Origin of the sequence: Enterobacter sp. CPE_E1241 (assembly GCF_045618265.1) — a bacterium.
GTDB lineage: Bacteria > Pseudomonadota > Gammaproteobacteria > Enterobacterales > Enterobacteriaceae > Enterobacter > Enterobacter adelaidei.
The window spans coordinates 2,425,773-2,440,265 of sequence record NZ_JBIWYV010000001.1; the positions used below are offsets into that span (position 1 = coordinate 2,425,773).

The following is a 14,493-nucleotide window of genomic DNA, read 5'->3' on the forward strand; positions in this document are numbered from 1 at the left end:
GTTGAATCGCTTTATGAATAGGTTATTGAATAGCTAATTTATCAGCTATCCGTTCCCCTGTCATCTTCACGAAATGCGCTCGCTGTTTTGTGCCTCCGCATCCAAACCAATTTATACGCCGCAGGAATAATAAACAGCGATAACAGCGGAGCCGTGATCATCCCCCCAATCATTGGTGCTGCTATCCGGCTCATCACTTCTGACCCCGCACCGGTTCCCCAGAGAATAGGCAGTAAACCTGCAATGATCACCGCAACGGTCATCGCCTTCGGTCGAACACGCAGTACGGCACCATGATAAAGCGCTTCATCGAGCCCCTCTGAGGTAAATGTTTCCCGATGAGATAACTCCGGATGCGCTTCAATGGCATGTCGCAGATACATCAGCATGACCACACCAAACTCGGCTGCAACCCCGGCAAGAGCGATAAACCCGGTACCTGTTGCCACAGACATATGGAAGCCCTGCCAGTAGAGGAACCATATCCCCCCGACCAGGGCGAACGGCAGACTCATCAGGATCAATAAGGCTTCATCTACGCGACGGAATGCCAGGTACAGCAGAATGAAGATGATCATCACCGTCATCGGCACCATCAGCTTCAGTTTCTTGTTCGCGTGCTCGAGCAGTTCAAACTGTCCGGAGAATGACACGCTGGTACCTGGCCGCAGCTTCACGTTCTGACTGATGGCCGTCTTAATGTCATTTACCACCGATACCATATCCCTGCCCCGCGCATCGATGTAAATCCAGCTGGCGGGCCGGGCATTCTCCGTTTTAAGCATCGTGGGGCCGGACACGACCTTAATATCAGCCACATCTCCCAGCGTGATCTGCTGTTTCATCGGCGTAAGGATCGGCATCTGTTTCAGCGCATTTGGGCTGTTCCGGTAGTCCTGGGGATAGCGGATATTTATTGGATAGCGGGCGACACCTTCCACCGTTTCACCCACCGTCGCCCCACCGATGGCCGAAGAGACGAACAGTTGCACATCGCCCACCGTCATCCCATAGCGGGAAGCTTTTTCACGGTCGATGTCCACATCAATATAGCGCCCCCCTTCCAGGCGTTCTGCCAGGGCAGAAACCACGCCCGGCACCGTTTTGGCTACTGCTTCAATGCTCTGCGCCGTGGCATCGATATCAGCCAGAACGGTACCCGACACCTTGATGCCAATGGGGCTTTTTATCCCGGTTGAGAGCATATCAATGCGGTTGCGGATAGGCGGGACCCAAAGATTTGCCAGGCCAGGCAAACGAACGGTTTTGTCCAGTTCGTCAATAATCTTGTCAATCGTCATGCCGGGCCGCCACTGATCTTCCGGTTTCAACTGTATCGTGGTTTCTACCATTTCGAGCGGTGCGGAATCCGTTGCCGTTTCGGCTTTACCGGTTTTGCCAAAAACAGAGGCGACTTCAGGAACGGTTTTGATGAGTTTATCCGTGGTCTGCAGGATTGCGGCGGCTTCAGCCGGCGAAACGCCTGGCAAGGTTGACGGCATATACAGCAGGTCCCCCTCATTGATCTTCGGCAGAAACTCACCGCCAACCTGGCTCAGTGGCCAGATAACCGTGAAGATGGATAACGCCGCGACCAGCAGAGTGGTTTTCGGCCAGTGAAGCACCCTAATCAGTAGCGGATGATAGGCCTTAATCAACAACCGGTTCAGTGGATTACGGGTCTCAGCAGGGATCTTCCCGCGTATCCAGAACCCCATCAGGATAGGAATCACGATGATAGCCAACGCGGCCGCACCCGCCATGGAATAGGTTTTTGTAAACGCCAGCGGACCAAACAACCGCCCTTCCTGCCCTTCAAGGGTAAAAATGGGGATGAACGATAAGGTGATGATCAGCAGACTAATAAACAGCGCAGGGCCCACTTCGACGGAGGCGTTAGTGATAACCTTCCAGCGCGTGGCGTTGTCAATCTGTTCCCCCGGATGTTGATGATCCCACTCCTCCAGCCGTTTGTGTGCGTTTTCAATCATCACGATGGCCGCATCCACCATCGCGCCAACGGCAATAGCAATGCCTCCCAGCGACATGATATTGGCGTTCAGCCCCTGGAAGTGCATGACAATAAAGGCAATACACAGCCCAAGCGGCAGTGAGATAATCGCCACCAGCGCAGAGCGTACATGCCACAGAAACAGCGCACAGACGATGGCGACCACAATAAATTCTTCGAGGAGTTTAGAACTCAGGTTATCTATGGCCCGGTCAATTAACTGGCTGCGATCGTAAGTCGTCACGATCTCGACCCCTTCGGGCAAACTCGCCTTTAGCGTTTCCAGTTTATCTTTCACCGCCGTAATGACGTCGCGCGCATTTTTACCCGAACGCAGGATCACGACGCCACCAGCGACCTCTCCCTGACCGTTAAACTCTGCTATCCCACGCCGCATTTCCGGGCCTGTTTGTACGCGGGCAACGTCACGCAGATAAACCGGGACCCCGTTTACACCGGTTTTCAGGACAATGTTATTGAAATCATCAATGGTCTGGAGATAACCGCTGGCGCGGACCATATACTCCGCCTCCGCGATTTCAACAGATGATCCCCCTGCTTCCTGATTAGACGATTCAAGCGCCTGCTTAACTTCCGGCAGGCTGATACCGTACTGGGCCAGTTTTAACGGATTGACCTGAATCTGATACTGCTTAACCACACCGCCCACGGACGCGACTTCAGCCACGTTCGGGATGGTTTTGAGTTCAAATTTCAGGAACCAGTCCTGCAATGAGCGCAGTTCTGAAAGATCGTGCTTTCCACTGTGGTCAACCAGAGCATATTCAAATATCCAGCCCACGCCCGTGGCATCAGGACCGATTTCAGAACTCACCCCCGCAGGCAGTTTGCCCTGAACCTGATTAAGGTATTCCAGTACGCGAGATCGGGCCCAGTACAGATCGGTACCATCTTCAAAAATAACATATACATACGAGTCGCCGAACTGAGAAAATCCGCGCACGGCTTTTGCGCCTGGCACCGACAACATGGTAGTCGTAAGCGGATACGTGACCTGATTTTCAACAATCTGCGGGGCCTGGCCGGGATAGCTGGTTTTGATAATCACCTGAACGTCAGACAGATCGGGCAAGGCGTCGACCGGGGTATTGATGATGGTCCAGGTACCCCACACGCTGAGGAACAGCGCCCCCATCATCACCAGGAAACGGTTGGCGACTGACCGCCGGATAATCCATTCAATCATCATCGTCTCCTTAATGACCTGAATGCGTGTCGTCAGTTTTTTCAGCACGGCGCATACGTTCCAGCGCACCGGTAATATTGGCCTCGGAGTCAATCAGGAACAGACCACTGACCACCACCGAATCCCCTTCGTTCAGTCCAGTATCAATAGCGGACTGCTGCTGAGATTCGTGCAGAACGTGGATCTTTTTGGGCACAAAACGACCATCAGCATCGACGGTAATCACACGCTGTTCTTTGCCGGTGTCTATCACGGCCTGGGATGGGATCAGCAGCATTTCCGGGCTTTGGGTATTCAGTTTCAGAAACGCATTCATGCCCGGTTTCAGGAGTTCATCCTTATTTGATACCTGCAACCGCACCTGCAGGGTGCGAGTCGTTTGATCCACGCTGGGCAGAAGGTTCCATTTTTCGACCGGGAACGATTTATCCGGATAAGCGGGTACGGAAATATCAAATTGCGACGAGTTTTTCAGCAGATAAGCGATAGATTCAGGTACTGCAGCGCTGATCCAGACCGGATCCATTCCCTGAATTTGCGCGACCACTTTCTCTTTAGAAATATTCATACCGGTACGCAGGTCAAAAGCCGTGATCACGCCGTCAATCGGTGCCTTTATGGTAAACCGGGTCTGGATAGTCCGGGTTGCACGTAGCCTCTGAATGTCATCGTCCGGCATGCCGGCAAGCCGAAGCCGTTCCAGAACCCCCTTTATTTGCGTGGGTGTACCGCCGGTACCGGATAACAGCAGAAACTCACTCTGCGCCTCAACCCAGTCCGGTATGGTGATATCAATAAGTGGTGTGCCTTTCTTCACATGATCGCCAATTGTCAGGGGGTACACTTTCTCAACAAAGCCTTCCGAGCGTGCCTGAACAATGACGAATTGATATTCGTTATAACTGACGTTAGCCGGGATCGTCTGGGAGTAATTCAGTGCTCCACGGGTGACTTTTTGTGTTTTTAACCCCAGATTCTGGACCTGCGTCGGATCAATGCGTATACCGGCACTGCTTTTTTCGCTATTTTCATCCGCATATTTCGGCACCAGGTCCATATCCATAAACGGCGATTTACCGGGCTTATCGAATTTAACGTCTGGTTTCATCGGGTCATACCAGAAAAGTACCTTTCTTTCAGATGCGCTATTTTCTGTTTTTTCAGATGCATGAATTGTTTGCCATGCCGTCACGGATATCACTCCTCCAATCAGGAGACTGCTGATAATCATGGCGGCATATTTTATTTTGAAAGAGGTCATGCCAATCCTCTCTATTTAATGCTCTTAAGTAAAGAGATATTACCCTGCTGAACAAATGAAAAATCAACATGACGGCCTGGTTTTAAGGCATTGATGCTCTCGTCAGCATTGGTAAAAGTGAAACGCATGGTCATTGCAGGCCAGCCGATTGCAGGTATAGCTTCGTGAGAAATCGTGACTTTTTTATTCGTGAGGTCAATGTCTTTCACGACACCCGTGGCGTTGATGATTTGCTCTGTGCCGGCATCACTGGCGACACTCATCTCCCCATGCTGATGAACTTCAGCCTGAAGGCTGGCGGAGAACATCACAGAGATCGCACCGAATACAACGGCTTTAAGAGAATTACGCATTTTTATTTTCCTGTTTAATTAAATAAGTTTACTCAACCCAACCGCCACCCAGCGCGGTGAACAGATTAATTTCATTAACCTGCCGGGAATAGATAAGGTCGAGGATGTTTTGTTGCGTAGAGAAAAGCGAACGTTCCGCATCAAGCACATTCAAATAACTGACCGCGCCACTGGAATATAACCCTCGGGCACGCTGAAGCGTTATTTGCAGCGAATTAAGATAACGCTGCTGTGCATCAAGCTGCTGGTTGATGCTGTCTCGCAACGCGAGCGCGTCAGCAACCTGTTTGAAAGCGGACTGAATTTTCTGTTCATAATTAACAACGGACTGCTGCTGGCGAATTTCAGCCAGTTTCAGATTGGCTTTATTCCTGCCCGCATTAAAAATGGGGATCTCAATTTTAGGGATAAAATTCCACATCCCACTCCCTGGCGTAAAGAGGCTGGATAATTCCGTGCTGCTTGTCGAAAGACCACTGGTTAACGATATGGATGGGAAAAAGGCCGCACGTGCCGCGCCGATACTGGCATCAGCCGCTTTAAGCTGATACTCCGCTTCCATAATATCCGGACGCTGCAGCAGTATTTCTGATGACAGATGCGGCGGCAGTTTTACTGGTGCAATATCGCTGGCGTCCATCTCTTTTTCGGACGGGAGCGCGCGATAGGTTCCAAGAATCAGCTGCAGGGCATTGTTGGCCTGCGACAGTTCCCCTTCTCTTTTGGCAATTTCTGCCCGGGTACTTTCAATTTGCCCACGAGCTTGTTCAAGCGCCAGGACGTTCGTACTGCCGGTCACCAGCTGTTGCTCAACGAACGCCAGGGACTGCTGGTAATTTTTCAGCGTATCCCGTGCAATACGCAGTTGTTTATACGCCAGTTGTTGGTTGAAATAGCTCTGCGACACATTCGAGACGAGCAAAATATGCACGGCGCGACGCGCCTCTTCACTGGCGAAATAATTTTGTCGGTCAGCCTCACTCATGTTTCTGAGCTTGCCGAAGAAATCGAGATCGTAGCTAAGCGCAATACCCGCGTCATACTGTTGTGTGCCAGGTTTGTCACCTTTCAGACCACCGCTGTAAGTGATACCAGACGATCCATTCAGCTGAGGATAACGATCTGCGTCGGTCACATTGAACTGTGTCCGGGCCTCCTCAACCTTCAGCGCGGCCATTTTTAAATCTCGATTGTTATTCAGGGCTACGGTAATCAACCCGGCGACCTGAGGATCAGCAAAAAAATGACGCCAGCCAGTGTCCTGATATCCCGTCACTGCGGGTGTGAGGCCGTTGCGTGAAAGCGAAAATTGCTGAGGTACTGGTGCCGCCGGTCGCTGGTAGTCAGGTGCCAACGAGACGCAGCCTGCCAGAATAAATACCGTGCTGATGCTAAGTCGTTTTAACAGGAACATAACGGTTCAAATGAAGTCCAGAGTATTGTGAGGGCTACTCTACTGAACGCATCCTGTTTGACGGGTGACAGGATAATGACAATGTTGTCATTTTTACCCTAAGTCATTGTTAACGATCGCAGGCTCACTAGAATGTCATCAGCAGTCAGTCAGGGGAGCAAGATGAAAATATTGATCGTTGAAGATGAAATTAAAACCGGTGAATACCTCAGCAAGGGGCTCACTGAAGCAGGGTTTATTGTCGACCACGCTGACAATGGGCTGAATGGGTACCATCTCGCCATGACCGCCGAATATGATCTACTGATACTGGATATCATGCTTCCCGATGTGAACGGCTGGGATATTGTCCGCATGCTTCGTTCTGCCGGAAAAGGCATGCCGATACTGTTACTGACAGCCCTCGGCACGATCGAACACCGGGTTAAGGGGCTGGAGCTGGGGGCAGATGATTATCTGATTAAGCCATTTGCTTTTGCTGAGCTTCTCGCCCGGGTGAGAACGCTGCTAAGACGTGGAAATACGGTGATCACAGAAAGCCAGTTTCAGGTGGCGGACCTGACGGTAGATCTCGTTTCGAGAAAAGTGAGCCGCGCCGGAAACCGTATTCTGTTGACCAGCAAAGAATTCAGCTTGCTGGAATTTTTCATGCGTCATCAGGGAGAAGTGCTCCCCCGCTCCCTGATAGCCTCCCAGGTTTGGGATATGAACTTTGACAGCGACACAAACGCGATTGACGTTGCGGTGAAGCGTCTGCGGGCGAAAATTGATAGCGATTATGAACCCAAACTGATCCAGACGGTGCGCGGCGTAGGTTATATGCTGGAGGTCCCGGATGCGCAGTAAGCCACTCAGGCGCCCTTTTTCTCTTGCTCTACGGCTAACCTTTTTTATCAGCCTCTCCACGATCCTGGCCTTTTTCGCCTTTACCTGGTTTATGCTGCATTCCGTTGAAAAACACTTTGCCGAGCAGGATGTTAACGATTTGCAGCAAATCAGCACCGCGATGCAGCGCATCTTGCAGTCCCCGTCAGAACCCGATCAGAAGAAAGTCAGTAAAATCAAAGAGTCGATTGCCAGTTACCGCAACGTTGCCGTCCTGCTTCTTGATCCGCAGGGAAATGAACTGTTCAGCTCGGCACGAGGGGCGGCATTACGCCCGGCGATGAACTCGGCAGACTTTAGCATGCACCGTCGCGCACAGGACGTATTTCTCTGGTCGGTAGAGGAACCCGCCGGGTCAATGCACGCCGGGTCTGATATGAAAATGGAAACGTACCGGATTATCGCCTCTTCAGGAACAGCGACGCTGCAGGGAAAAACGCAGCGCTATGTCATGCTTATCGGGCTCTCCATTAATTTCCATCTGCACTACCTTGAGGCGCTGAAAAAAAATCTGTTTGCGATCGCCACGGCGATCGGCCTGCTGATTATTCTTATCGTTCGAATCGCGGTTCGCCAGGGACACCTGCCGCTGCGTAACGTCAGCAACGCCATTAAAAACATCACCTCTGAAAATCTGGACGCGCGGCTGGAGCCCACCCGCGTGCCTGTCGAACTGGAACAGCTGGTGATCTCATTCAACCATATGATTGAAAAAATTGAAGATGTCTTTACCCGCCAGGCCAACTTCTCTGCCGATATCGCGCACGAAATCAGAACGCCCATCACGAATCTGGTGACGCAAACCGAAATCGCGTTGAGCCAGAACCGGTCGCAGAAAGAGCTAGAAGATGTTCTCTACTCAAGCCTTGAAGAATACAACCGGATGACCAGAATGGTCAGCGATATGCTTTTCCTCGCCCAGGCGGATAATAACCAGCTCATTCCAGACAGGGTCCTATTCGACCTGAGCGCAGAAGTCGTTAAAGTGTTCGATTTCTTTGAGGCGTGGGCGGAAGAACGCAACGTATCGCTGAAATTCAACGGTATGCCCTGCCTGACGGAAGGCGATCCGCAGATGTTCCGAAGAGCAATTAGTAATCTGATCTCTAATGCGCTGCGCTATACCCCAGAAGGGAAAGCGGTCACCGTCTCGATAAGAGAACAGGACAGCGATTTTGAACTGGTGATTGAAAACCCCGGAGCCCCCATCCCGGAAGAACATCTGCCAAGGTTGTTTGATCGTTTTTATCGGGTTGATCCATCCAGACAACGTAAAGGTGAAGGGAGCGGCATTGGGCTTGCCATCGTCAAGTCCATCGTCACTGCGCATCACGGTAAAGTGCATGTGGAATCGGATACCGTATCGACTCGCTTCATCCTCACCGTACCGCGAAAAGGTGTATGAGTCGTCAGCGTACCGACCGACACACGTCGCGAACTTTCTCCCTGAGCCACTGATGACCAGGGTCCCTTTCCATTCGCGGGTGCCACATTTGTGAGACCGTAATGGTTCGGGTCCTGAAGGGCAGTTCAAAGACGTGCGCATGCCCGGTCATCGGTTGATTCAGCAAATACAACGCCGGCACCATCGCGATCAGATCGGACGTCAGCGCGACGGATAATGCCGTCGGAAAACTGGGCACCACGCTGGCGACTTTACGTTTCATCCCTAATTCCGCCAGCGCCTCATCGACAAAACCGTGTAACGATCCGTCTGGCGAGGCGACCACATGCCCCCAGGAGACATAGTCATTCAGGCTCACTGTCGGGCGTGACGCCAGCGGATGCCCCTTGCGCACCGCGCCAACAAACCGATCCTGAAATAACCTTTGCAGACGGATTTCAGGCCCCATATTGCTCTGCACGCCAATTTCCAGGTCAACTAATCCCTCGCGAAGATAGCGCGACGTTTTCTCCGGTTTCGGGGTGAAACGGATACACACGTCAGGCGCGACGTCCGCCACGGCGGCAATCAGCAAGGGTCCAAACGCCACCACAAAACCGTCGTTGGCTCTGATGGTGAACAGCCGCTCCAGACTTTCCACCTTCAGTGTGTCGGCAGAGGGTTGCAGCACCGCCCTCGCCTCATGCACGGCGCTTCTGGCACGGTCCCGTGTGGCTTCGGCCCAGGGTGTCAGTACCATATGACGCCCGGCCCGCACCAGGATCGGATCGCCAGTCACCTCCCGAAGTCTGCTCAACGTACGGCTCATGGCGGAGGTACTCAGGTTTAAACGCCGCGCCGCGCCCGCAACACTGGCTTCAGCCAGCAGGATGTCGAGCGCAACAAGCAGATTAAAATCGGGATCGGACACGGTGGTTCCTCATATAAGGCGTTTAATGCAACGATAAGTTGCAGGTGCTGCGTCTTCCGCCCTGTATACCCCATGGTTATAGTTTCGTCATCAACATTCTTATCTGGAGTTACGGTGATGATGCTATTTTCAAATCAACCCGGCGATGAAGGGCTGCCGGGAGATGAACGCGCCCGGGTCATGGCTGCAGTGATGACCACCACGCTGATGGGCGTCTTTGATGGCACCATGATCAACATAGCGCTGCCCTCCATGGCGAATGCCATGCAGGTGTCCGCGAATGTCGCGGTCTGGTTTGCGAATGGTTATCTGTTGTCGGCGGCAATGACACTCGCCATTTTCGCTGCGCTGGCGGCTCGCATTGGCTATCGGCGGGTCTTTCTGGCCGGGCTTACCACCTTTACGCTCACCTCCCTCGGCTGTGCACTGGCGAAAACACCCGAGGTGTTGATCGGAATGCGTATATTGCAGGGTATCGGCGGTGCGGCCACCCTCAGTATAGCCCCGGCGATACTGCGTTCCGTGTTCCCCGGTCGACTGCTTGGCCGCATTCTGGGGTTACACGCTCTGCTTATCGCCTCCAGCACCGCGATTGCGCCCGTGCTGGGCGGCACGATACTGGACACACTGAGCTGGCAATGGTTGTTCGCCATTAACATTATTCCAGGAAGCATTGCCTTGCTGCTGGCCTGGAAGGCTTTACCGCGCAAAGCGGCTGTTGATAGTGCTCCCTTTGATACGATAGGGGCAGTGCTCTCTGCCGCACTGTTAGGTTCGACGATCATGACGGCCAACAGTTTTCAGCACGTGTTGCAAAGCGCTGGTCAGGAAAGCGGGACGTGGGCGCTTATCGCCATGGTCAGTGCCATCGCCTTTATCTGGCATATTCGCCGCAGCCGGGCGCCATTACTGCCCCCCGTCATGTTCAAAAATAGCCGCTTTACACTTGCCGCGTTGACCTCTCTGGCTTCGTTTGTGAGTCAGGGCATCACGTTTGTCGCGCTGCCGTTCCTGTTTCAGAGCGTCTATGGCTACAGTCCGGTCGTTTCCGCCCTGCTTTTCACACCGTGGCCAATCGGTATCGTGCTGATTGCCCCGCATGCCGGGCGTTGGGCGGATACGCTTTCAGCACCGCTGATCTCGACCATCGGACTGATTATTTTTGTCGTCGGGTTGGTTCTGCTGGCGACGTTACCTTCCAATCCTTCCGCATGGAATATCTGCCTGCGTAGCCTGGTTTGCGGTGTGGGGTTTGGTTGCTTCCAGAGCCCCAATAACCGGGAAATGCTCTCGAATGTGGCGCGGGAAAATGCCAGTTATGCATCCGGGGTGTTGTCTATCGTCCGAACATTTGGTCAGTGTCTCGGCGCTGCCGTGGTAGGCGTTCTGCTGACCGTCGCCGCAGCACCCGAACATCAAACGCTTGATGAGCAAACGGTCCATCTGGCGCTGTGGATCGCCGTGATTGCCTCAACGGGATCGGTATTGTTTAGCCTGAGCAGGCTACGTCCCGCAGTTCGGGCCGCAGCCTAAACCTGGTGCAGCGCTTGACGGCGCTGCACCTTCGTTTATTCCAGAGCGAGCAACGCAAAGCTCGCCAGCCAGTGTCCGCCGCTGTAGTGGCTACCCACCACATGCTCTACGCTTGCGGCAAGATGTTTTGTCACGGCATCACGCAATGCCTGCTGTGCCGGATGGTTTGCCGGCAATGCTTTGGCAATATGCTTCATACACCAGGCACGGCTCAGGTTTAATCCGTCCAGATGAGCAATTTTCGGGTCGGTTCGGTCACTCACTTCCGCCGGGTTCATCAGTGCCGCAATCGACCCCACCTCCGGCAGAAACGCGTCAAACCACGCCGGGAAGTCCTCTGACACCTTGCTCATCAGCAGCGCTTCGGTCAACGCACCGGAAATATACTCATCACCGCCGGGTTCGTAGTGGGCCGGATAGCGCGTGTCGGCAAGATAAAACCGCTCCGCCGCCGTCAGAATAGCCTGCTCAAGCGCGCTATCTTCCACTGCCCGGGCGTAATCAAGCGCCAGGGCGAGCGCAAACGCCGTGTTGTAGTGCGTCCCGACGCGGATCGGATAGGTGAGCTTGTTCAGGTAATCTACCAGCCTGTCGCGAATGTCCAGCGTTAAGGGTTGGAGTGCCTGATACCAGCCTGCGGCCTGAGGCAACGACGACTGTTTCAGTTCCTGGGCCAGCGCCAGCAGCCAGCCGTAACCATACGGCCGCTCAAACGACGCGCGGAACGGTGCGGTGAAATAGGCCAGCTCCTTCGCCACGTTCGCTTCAGTCAGGTGCTCAGCGAAGAGCGCGACAATCTCCTCTCTGCACGGCAATTTTGGATAAAGACGCACGCAGCGCAGCAGCAGCCAGTAGCCGTGCACCGCCGAATGCCAGTCAAAACAGCCGTAGAAAATCGGGTGCAATTCGCGAGGTGGCAGAACATCTCCATCATCATTCAGCAGGTGCATAATGTGGTTCGGATATTCCTGGCGCAAATAGGTCAATGGCATGCGGGCAAACGCGTCAGCCTGATGTTGCGTTAATTCCATAACAGCTCCTTAGCGAAACACGAGGAAATACATTAAGAAAACGTTCACCACCAGCAGGGTTAACGCGGTCGGGATCTGGATCTTGATCACCTGATATTTGTCTTTCAGCTCAAGCAGCGCGGCGGGAACGATATTGAAGTTCGCGGCCATCGGCGTCATTAGCGTGCCGCAATAGCCCGCGTACATGCCAATCGCCAGCAGCGGCGCCGGGTTGCCGTGATGCACGTTGATCAGGAACGGTAAGGCGATGCCGGCACTCAGCACCGGGAAGGCCGCAAACGCGTTACCCATGATCATGGTGAACAGCGCCATACCCACGCAGTAGATGACCACCAGCATGAAGCGGCTATCCGGGTTCACGAAAAGGCTGACCACTTTCTGTACTGAATCGCCCGTATTTGCCGCCACAAATACCCCGCCGAGCATGGCCAGCATTTGTGGCAGGATCACCGCCCAGCCGATGGTATCGACAAGACGACGGGACTGACGAACCGCATGCAGCGGCGTGCCTTTGGTCAGCCACCAGCCTGTGAGGATCGCCGCGACACAAGCCACGCAAAGTGCCGCCAGGGTGAGTTGTTTCTGATCGAGCAGGAACACACCGCCTACAGAAACCCCTTTCAGGAATAACGTCCCGAGAACCGTCACCACCGGGATCATCAGTGCGGGCAGGAACAGCCAGTTTTTGAGCCGGTTTGACGAGGCAACCCGCTCTTCATCGGAGGCCATTTTATAGTGCCCTTTCCCGACCAGCCCAAAACCCGCCAGCAGCGCGATAACGATAACGCCGCCGCCAATGATCCGGTAGGCCAGCGATTTACCGAGCTCCTGCACCATCAGGTCGCCAAACAGGAAGATCCCGCCGAATAAAAACCAGAACAGCGCAGTGGTAAAACGCTTAGGATTGGCACGATCGCGCAGGGTCATCACAACCAGCAGCATCACGACAAAGCCAATCAGGTAGTACACGCGGTTAATGGTAATAAGCGTCATCATTGCGCGGCCTCCTGCGTTCCCTGCTCCGCGCGCCAGGCCATCACGTCGCGACGGATGCTCGCATCCAGACGCAGCAGCCGGGTCATATGAATAATCAATGCCGCAATGGCGGTCGGGATAGCCCACAGACCAATATGGAGCGGTTCAATACCCTGAATGCCATTCTCTTTCAGGAACGCGTCAATCAGCAGCACCGCGCCAAAGGCAATAAAGATGTCTTCCCCAAAGAAGACCGCGATGTTGTCACACGCGGCGGCATGGGCTTTGATTTTGTCGCGAATGTGCTGCGGCAGCTCGCCATATTCGTTCAGCGCCGCCCCTTCGGCCATCGGTGCCAGCAGCGGGCGCACCGTCTGCGCATGACCGCCCAGCGACATCAGACCCAGTGCAGCCGTACCCTCACGGGCGACAAAATAAAGCATGAGAATACGCGCCGAGGTCGCGCTGGCGATCTTCGCCACCCAGGCCTGGGCGCGCTCTTTAAGCCCGTAGTATTCCAGCAAACCGATAACGGGCAGGATCAGAATGAAGGTCGCCAGCGATCGGCTATTCACAAACTTCTCGCCGAAGGTTTCCAGCAGCATACCGAAATCCATGCCGACCAGCAGACCCGTCGCCAGCCCCGCCACCACAACCACCAGTAGCGGGTTGAAGCGCAGTGCAAAACCAATAACCACGATCGGTATCCCGATCAGCGGTAACAGCGTAGTACCGTCCATAAACGTTTACCCTATCGAAAGTGAGCGTTGCGCGCCGACGGCTATTTTTTTAATTTGCGGCGAGCGATGTTGTGTTTTGTTGGCAGGCTTCGCAAAACCTGCGCTAAAAAGCTATATCTGAACCTCAAAAACATGTAAACAAATTATCAATAAAATGTTCTTATTTTATCGACGAGTTTACATTTCTGGCTAAGGACCCTTATGACCACCAAAAAGAGTGCTTCAACACCTCGCGACGATATCAATGATGGCCGTATCGTCTCTTCCCGCCATCTGGTATCCGAGCGCTGCGCAGAGTTATCAGAGCTGGAATACGCGCTGATCATGACCAGTAACGCGTTTAACAAATGGATGGTGCGCTGTATGGCCGCAGCTGGTGAGCCTGATATGGGGGCGTTTGATGTCTCACTGCTGCATCATGTGAATCACCGCAACCGCAAGAAAAAGCTGGCCGATATCTGTTTCGTCCTCAACGTGGAAGATACCCACGTAGTGACCTATGCCCTGAAAAAGCTGGTCAAAGCAGGCTACGTGACGAGCGAGAAAGCGGGTAAAGAGCTCTTCTTCTCCACAACGGAGGAAGGTAAAGCGTTATGTATGAAATACCGTGATGTACGGGAAGCGTGTCTTATCAATATTCAGGCAGAGAGTGGCATTTCAGGGGCATCTATTGGAGAAACCGCACAACTGTTACGCACGATAGCATCACTGTATGACACTGCGGCCCGGGCGGCAGCCTCACTGTAAGTTGAGTTGCCACATAAGGTT

12 protein-coding genes are annotated in these 14,493 nt (G+C 53.5%); 4 read left to right on the forward strand and 8 right to left on the reverse strand.

Annotated features, from left to right (window positions below; genetic code table 11):
* Nucleotides 1-41 precede the first annotated feature (41 nt).
* The 4 genes from silA to ACJ9Y9_RS11790 are packed head-to-tail and all read right to left on the reverse strand — an operon-like array spanning nucleotide 42 to nucleotide 6,246.
* A complete protein-coding gene (gene silA, locus ACJ9Y9_RS11775; protein ID WP_028018974.1) occupies nucleotides 42-3,218 on the reverse strand; it encodes a Cu(+)/Ag(+) efflux RND transporter permease subunit SilA in 3,177 nt (1,058 codons plus the stop codon).
* 10 nt (nucleotides 3,219-3,228) lie between these two features.
* Nucleotides 3,229-4,479: an efflux RND transporter periplasmic adaptor subunit gene (locus tag ACJ9Y9_RS11780; protein ID WP_028018973.1), complete on the reverse strand. Its 1,251-nt coding sequence runs from the start codon at nucleotides 4,477-4,479 to the stop codon at nucleotides 3,229-3,231.
* 11 nt (nucleotides 4,480-4,490) lie between these two features.
* Entirely contained in the window at nucleotides 4,491-4,832 is a 342-nt protein-coding gene (gene cusF / locus ACJ9Y9_RS11785) for a cation efflux system protein CusF (protein ID WP_028018972.1), read from the reverse strand.
* A gap of 28 nt (nucleotides 4,833-4,860) precedes the next feature.
* Nucleotides 4,861-6,246 carry an efflux transporter outer membrane subunit gene (locus tag ACJ9Y9_RS11790; protein ID WP_028018971.1) on the reverse strand — a complete coding sequence of 462 codons (1,386 nt, stop codon included), beginning with the start codon at nucleotides 6,244-6,246 and terminating at the stop codon, nucleotides 4,861-4,863.
* Nucleotides 6,247-6,408: 162 nt separating this feature from the next.
* Here ACJ9Y9_RS11790 and ACJ9Y9_RS11795 point away from each other — a divergent pair, with 162 nt between their 5' ends.
* Nucleotides 6,409-7,092 carry a copper/silver response regulator transcription factor gene (locus ACJ9Y9_RS11795; RefSeq protein WP_028018970.1) on the forward strand — a complete coding sequence of 228 codons (684 nt, stop codon included), beginning with the start codon at nucleotides 6,409-6,411 and terminating at the stop codon, nucleotides 7,090-7,092.
* Nucleotides 7,082-8,536 (forward strand): Cu(+)/Ag(+) sensor histidine kinase, encoded by a 1,455-nt coding sequence (locus ACJ9Y9_RS11800; protein WP_028018969.1) that lies wholly within the window; start codon nucleotides 7,082-7,084, stop codon nucleotides 8,534-8,536. Before ACJ9Y9_RS11795 ends, ACJ9Y9_RS11800 begins: the two co-directional genes overlap by 11 nt.
* A gap of 4 nt (nucleotides 8,537-8,540) precedes the next feature.
* On the opposite strand, the gene ACJ9Y9_RS11805 is transcribed toward ACJ9Y9_RS11800, so the two are convergent.
* Complete coding sequence (locus ACJ9Y9_RS11805; protein WP_028018968.1) at nucleotides 8,541-9,446, reverse strand: LysR family transcriptional regulator; 906 nt, start codon at nucleotides 9,444-9,446, stop codon at nucleotides 8,541-8,543.
* Nucleotides 9,447-9,563: 117 nt separating this feature from the next.
* Here ACJ9Y9_RS11805 and ACJ9Y9_RS11810 point away from each other — a divergent pair, with 117 nt between their 5' ends.
* Entirely contained in the window at nucleotides 9,564-10,979 is a 1,416-nt protein-coding gene (locus ACJ9Y9_RS11810) for an MFS transporter (RefSeq protein WP_028018967.1), read from the forward strand.
* Nucleotides 10,980-11,014: 35 nt separating this feature from the next.
* On the opposite strand, the gene ACJ9Y9_RS11815 is transcribed toward ACJ9Y9_RS11810, so the two are convergent.
* From ACJ9Y9_RS11815 to ACJ9Y9_RS11825, 3 genes are read right to left on the reverse strand one after another with little or no spacing between them, the layout of a single operon-like run.
* Nucleotides 11,015-12,010, reverse strand: coding sequence for a DUF2891 domain-containing protein (locus ACJ9Y9_RS11815; protein WP_028018966.1), 996 nt, complete (start codon nucleotides 12,008-12,010; stop codon nucleotides 11,015-11,017).
* A 9-nt stretch (nucleotides 12,011-12,019) separates the two neighbouring features.
* The gene (locus tag ACJ9Y9_RS11820) at nucleotides 12,020-13,006 is read right to left on the reverse strand and encodes a DUF979 domain-containing protein (protein WP_028018965.1); all 987 of its coding nucleotides are present in this window, start codon (nucleotides 13,004-13,006) and stop codon (nucleotides 12,020-12,022) included.
* Complete coding sequence (locus tag ACJ9Y9_RS11825; protein WP_008501655.1) at nucleotides 13,003-13,725, reverse strand: DUF969 domain-containing protein; 723 nt, start codon at nucleotides 13,723-13,725, stop codon at nucleotides 13,003-13,005. Before ACJ9Y9_RS11825 ends, ACJ9Y9_RS11820 begins: the two co-directional genes overlap by 4 nt.
* 201 nt (nucleotides 13,726-13,926) lie before the next feature.
* Here ACJ9Y9_RS11825 and ACJ9Y9_RS11830 point away from each other — a divergent pair, with 201 nt between their 5' ends.
* A complete protein-coding gene (locus ACJ9Y9_RS11830; protein ID WP_028018964.1) occupies nucleotides 13,927-14,472 on the forward strand; it encodes a winged helix DNA-binding protein in 546 nt (181 codons plus the stop codon).
* Nucleotides 14,473-14,493: the final 21 nt, after the last annotated feature.

What these genes read in the sequence shown, in the direction of transcription:
- ACJ9Y9_RS11830 (WP_028018964.1), top strand. Translation starts at nt 13,927, where the DNA reads ATGACCACCAAAAAGAGTGCTTCAACACCTCGCGACGATATCAATGAT.
- ACJ9Y9_RS11815 (WP_028018966.1), bottom strand. Translation starts at nt 12,010, where the DNA reads ATGGAATTAACGCAACATCAGGCTGACGCGTTTGCCCGCATGCCATTG.
- ACJ9Y9_RS11825 (WP_008501655.1), bottom strand. Translation starts at nt 13,725, where the DNA reads ATGGACGGTACTACGCTGTTACCGCTGATCGGGATACCGATCGTGGTT.
- cusF (WP_028018972.1), bottom strand. Translation starts at nt 4,832, where the DNA reads ATGCGTAATTCTCTTAAAGCCGTTGTATTCGGTGCGATCTCTGTGATG.
- silA (WP_028018974.1), bottom strand. Translation starts at nt 3,218, where the DNA reads ATGATTGAATGGATTATCCGGCGGTCAGTCGCCAACCGTTTCCTGGTG.
- ACJ9Y9_RS11810 (WP_028018967.1), top strand. Translation starts at nt 9,564, where the DNA reads ATGATGCTATTTTCAAATCAACCCGGCGATGAAGGGCTGCCGGGAGAT.
- ACJ9Y9_RS11795 (WP_028018970.1), top strand. Translation starts at nt 6,409, where the DNA reads ATGAAAATATTGATCGTTGAAGATGAAATTAAAACCGGTGAATACCTC.
- ACJ9Y9_RS11790 (WP_028018971.1), bottom strand. Translation starts at nt 6,246, where the DNA reads ATGTTCCTGTTAAAACGACTTAGCATCAGCACGGTATTTATTCTGGCA.
- ACJ9Y9_RS11780 (WP_028018973.1), bottom strand. Translation starts at nt 4,479, where the DNA reads ATGACCTCTTTCAAAATAAAATATGCCGCCATGATTATCAGCAGTCTC.
- ACJ9Y9_RS11800 (WP_028018969.1), top strand. Translation starts at nt 7,082, where the DNA reads ATGCGCAGTAAGCCACTCAGGCGCCCTTTTTCTCTTGCTCTACGGCTA.
- ACJ9Y9_RS11820 (WP_028018965.1), bottom strand. Translation starts at nt 13,006, where the DNA reads ATGATGACGCTTATTACCATTAACCGCGTGTACTACCTGATTGGCTTT.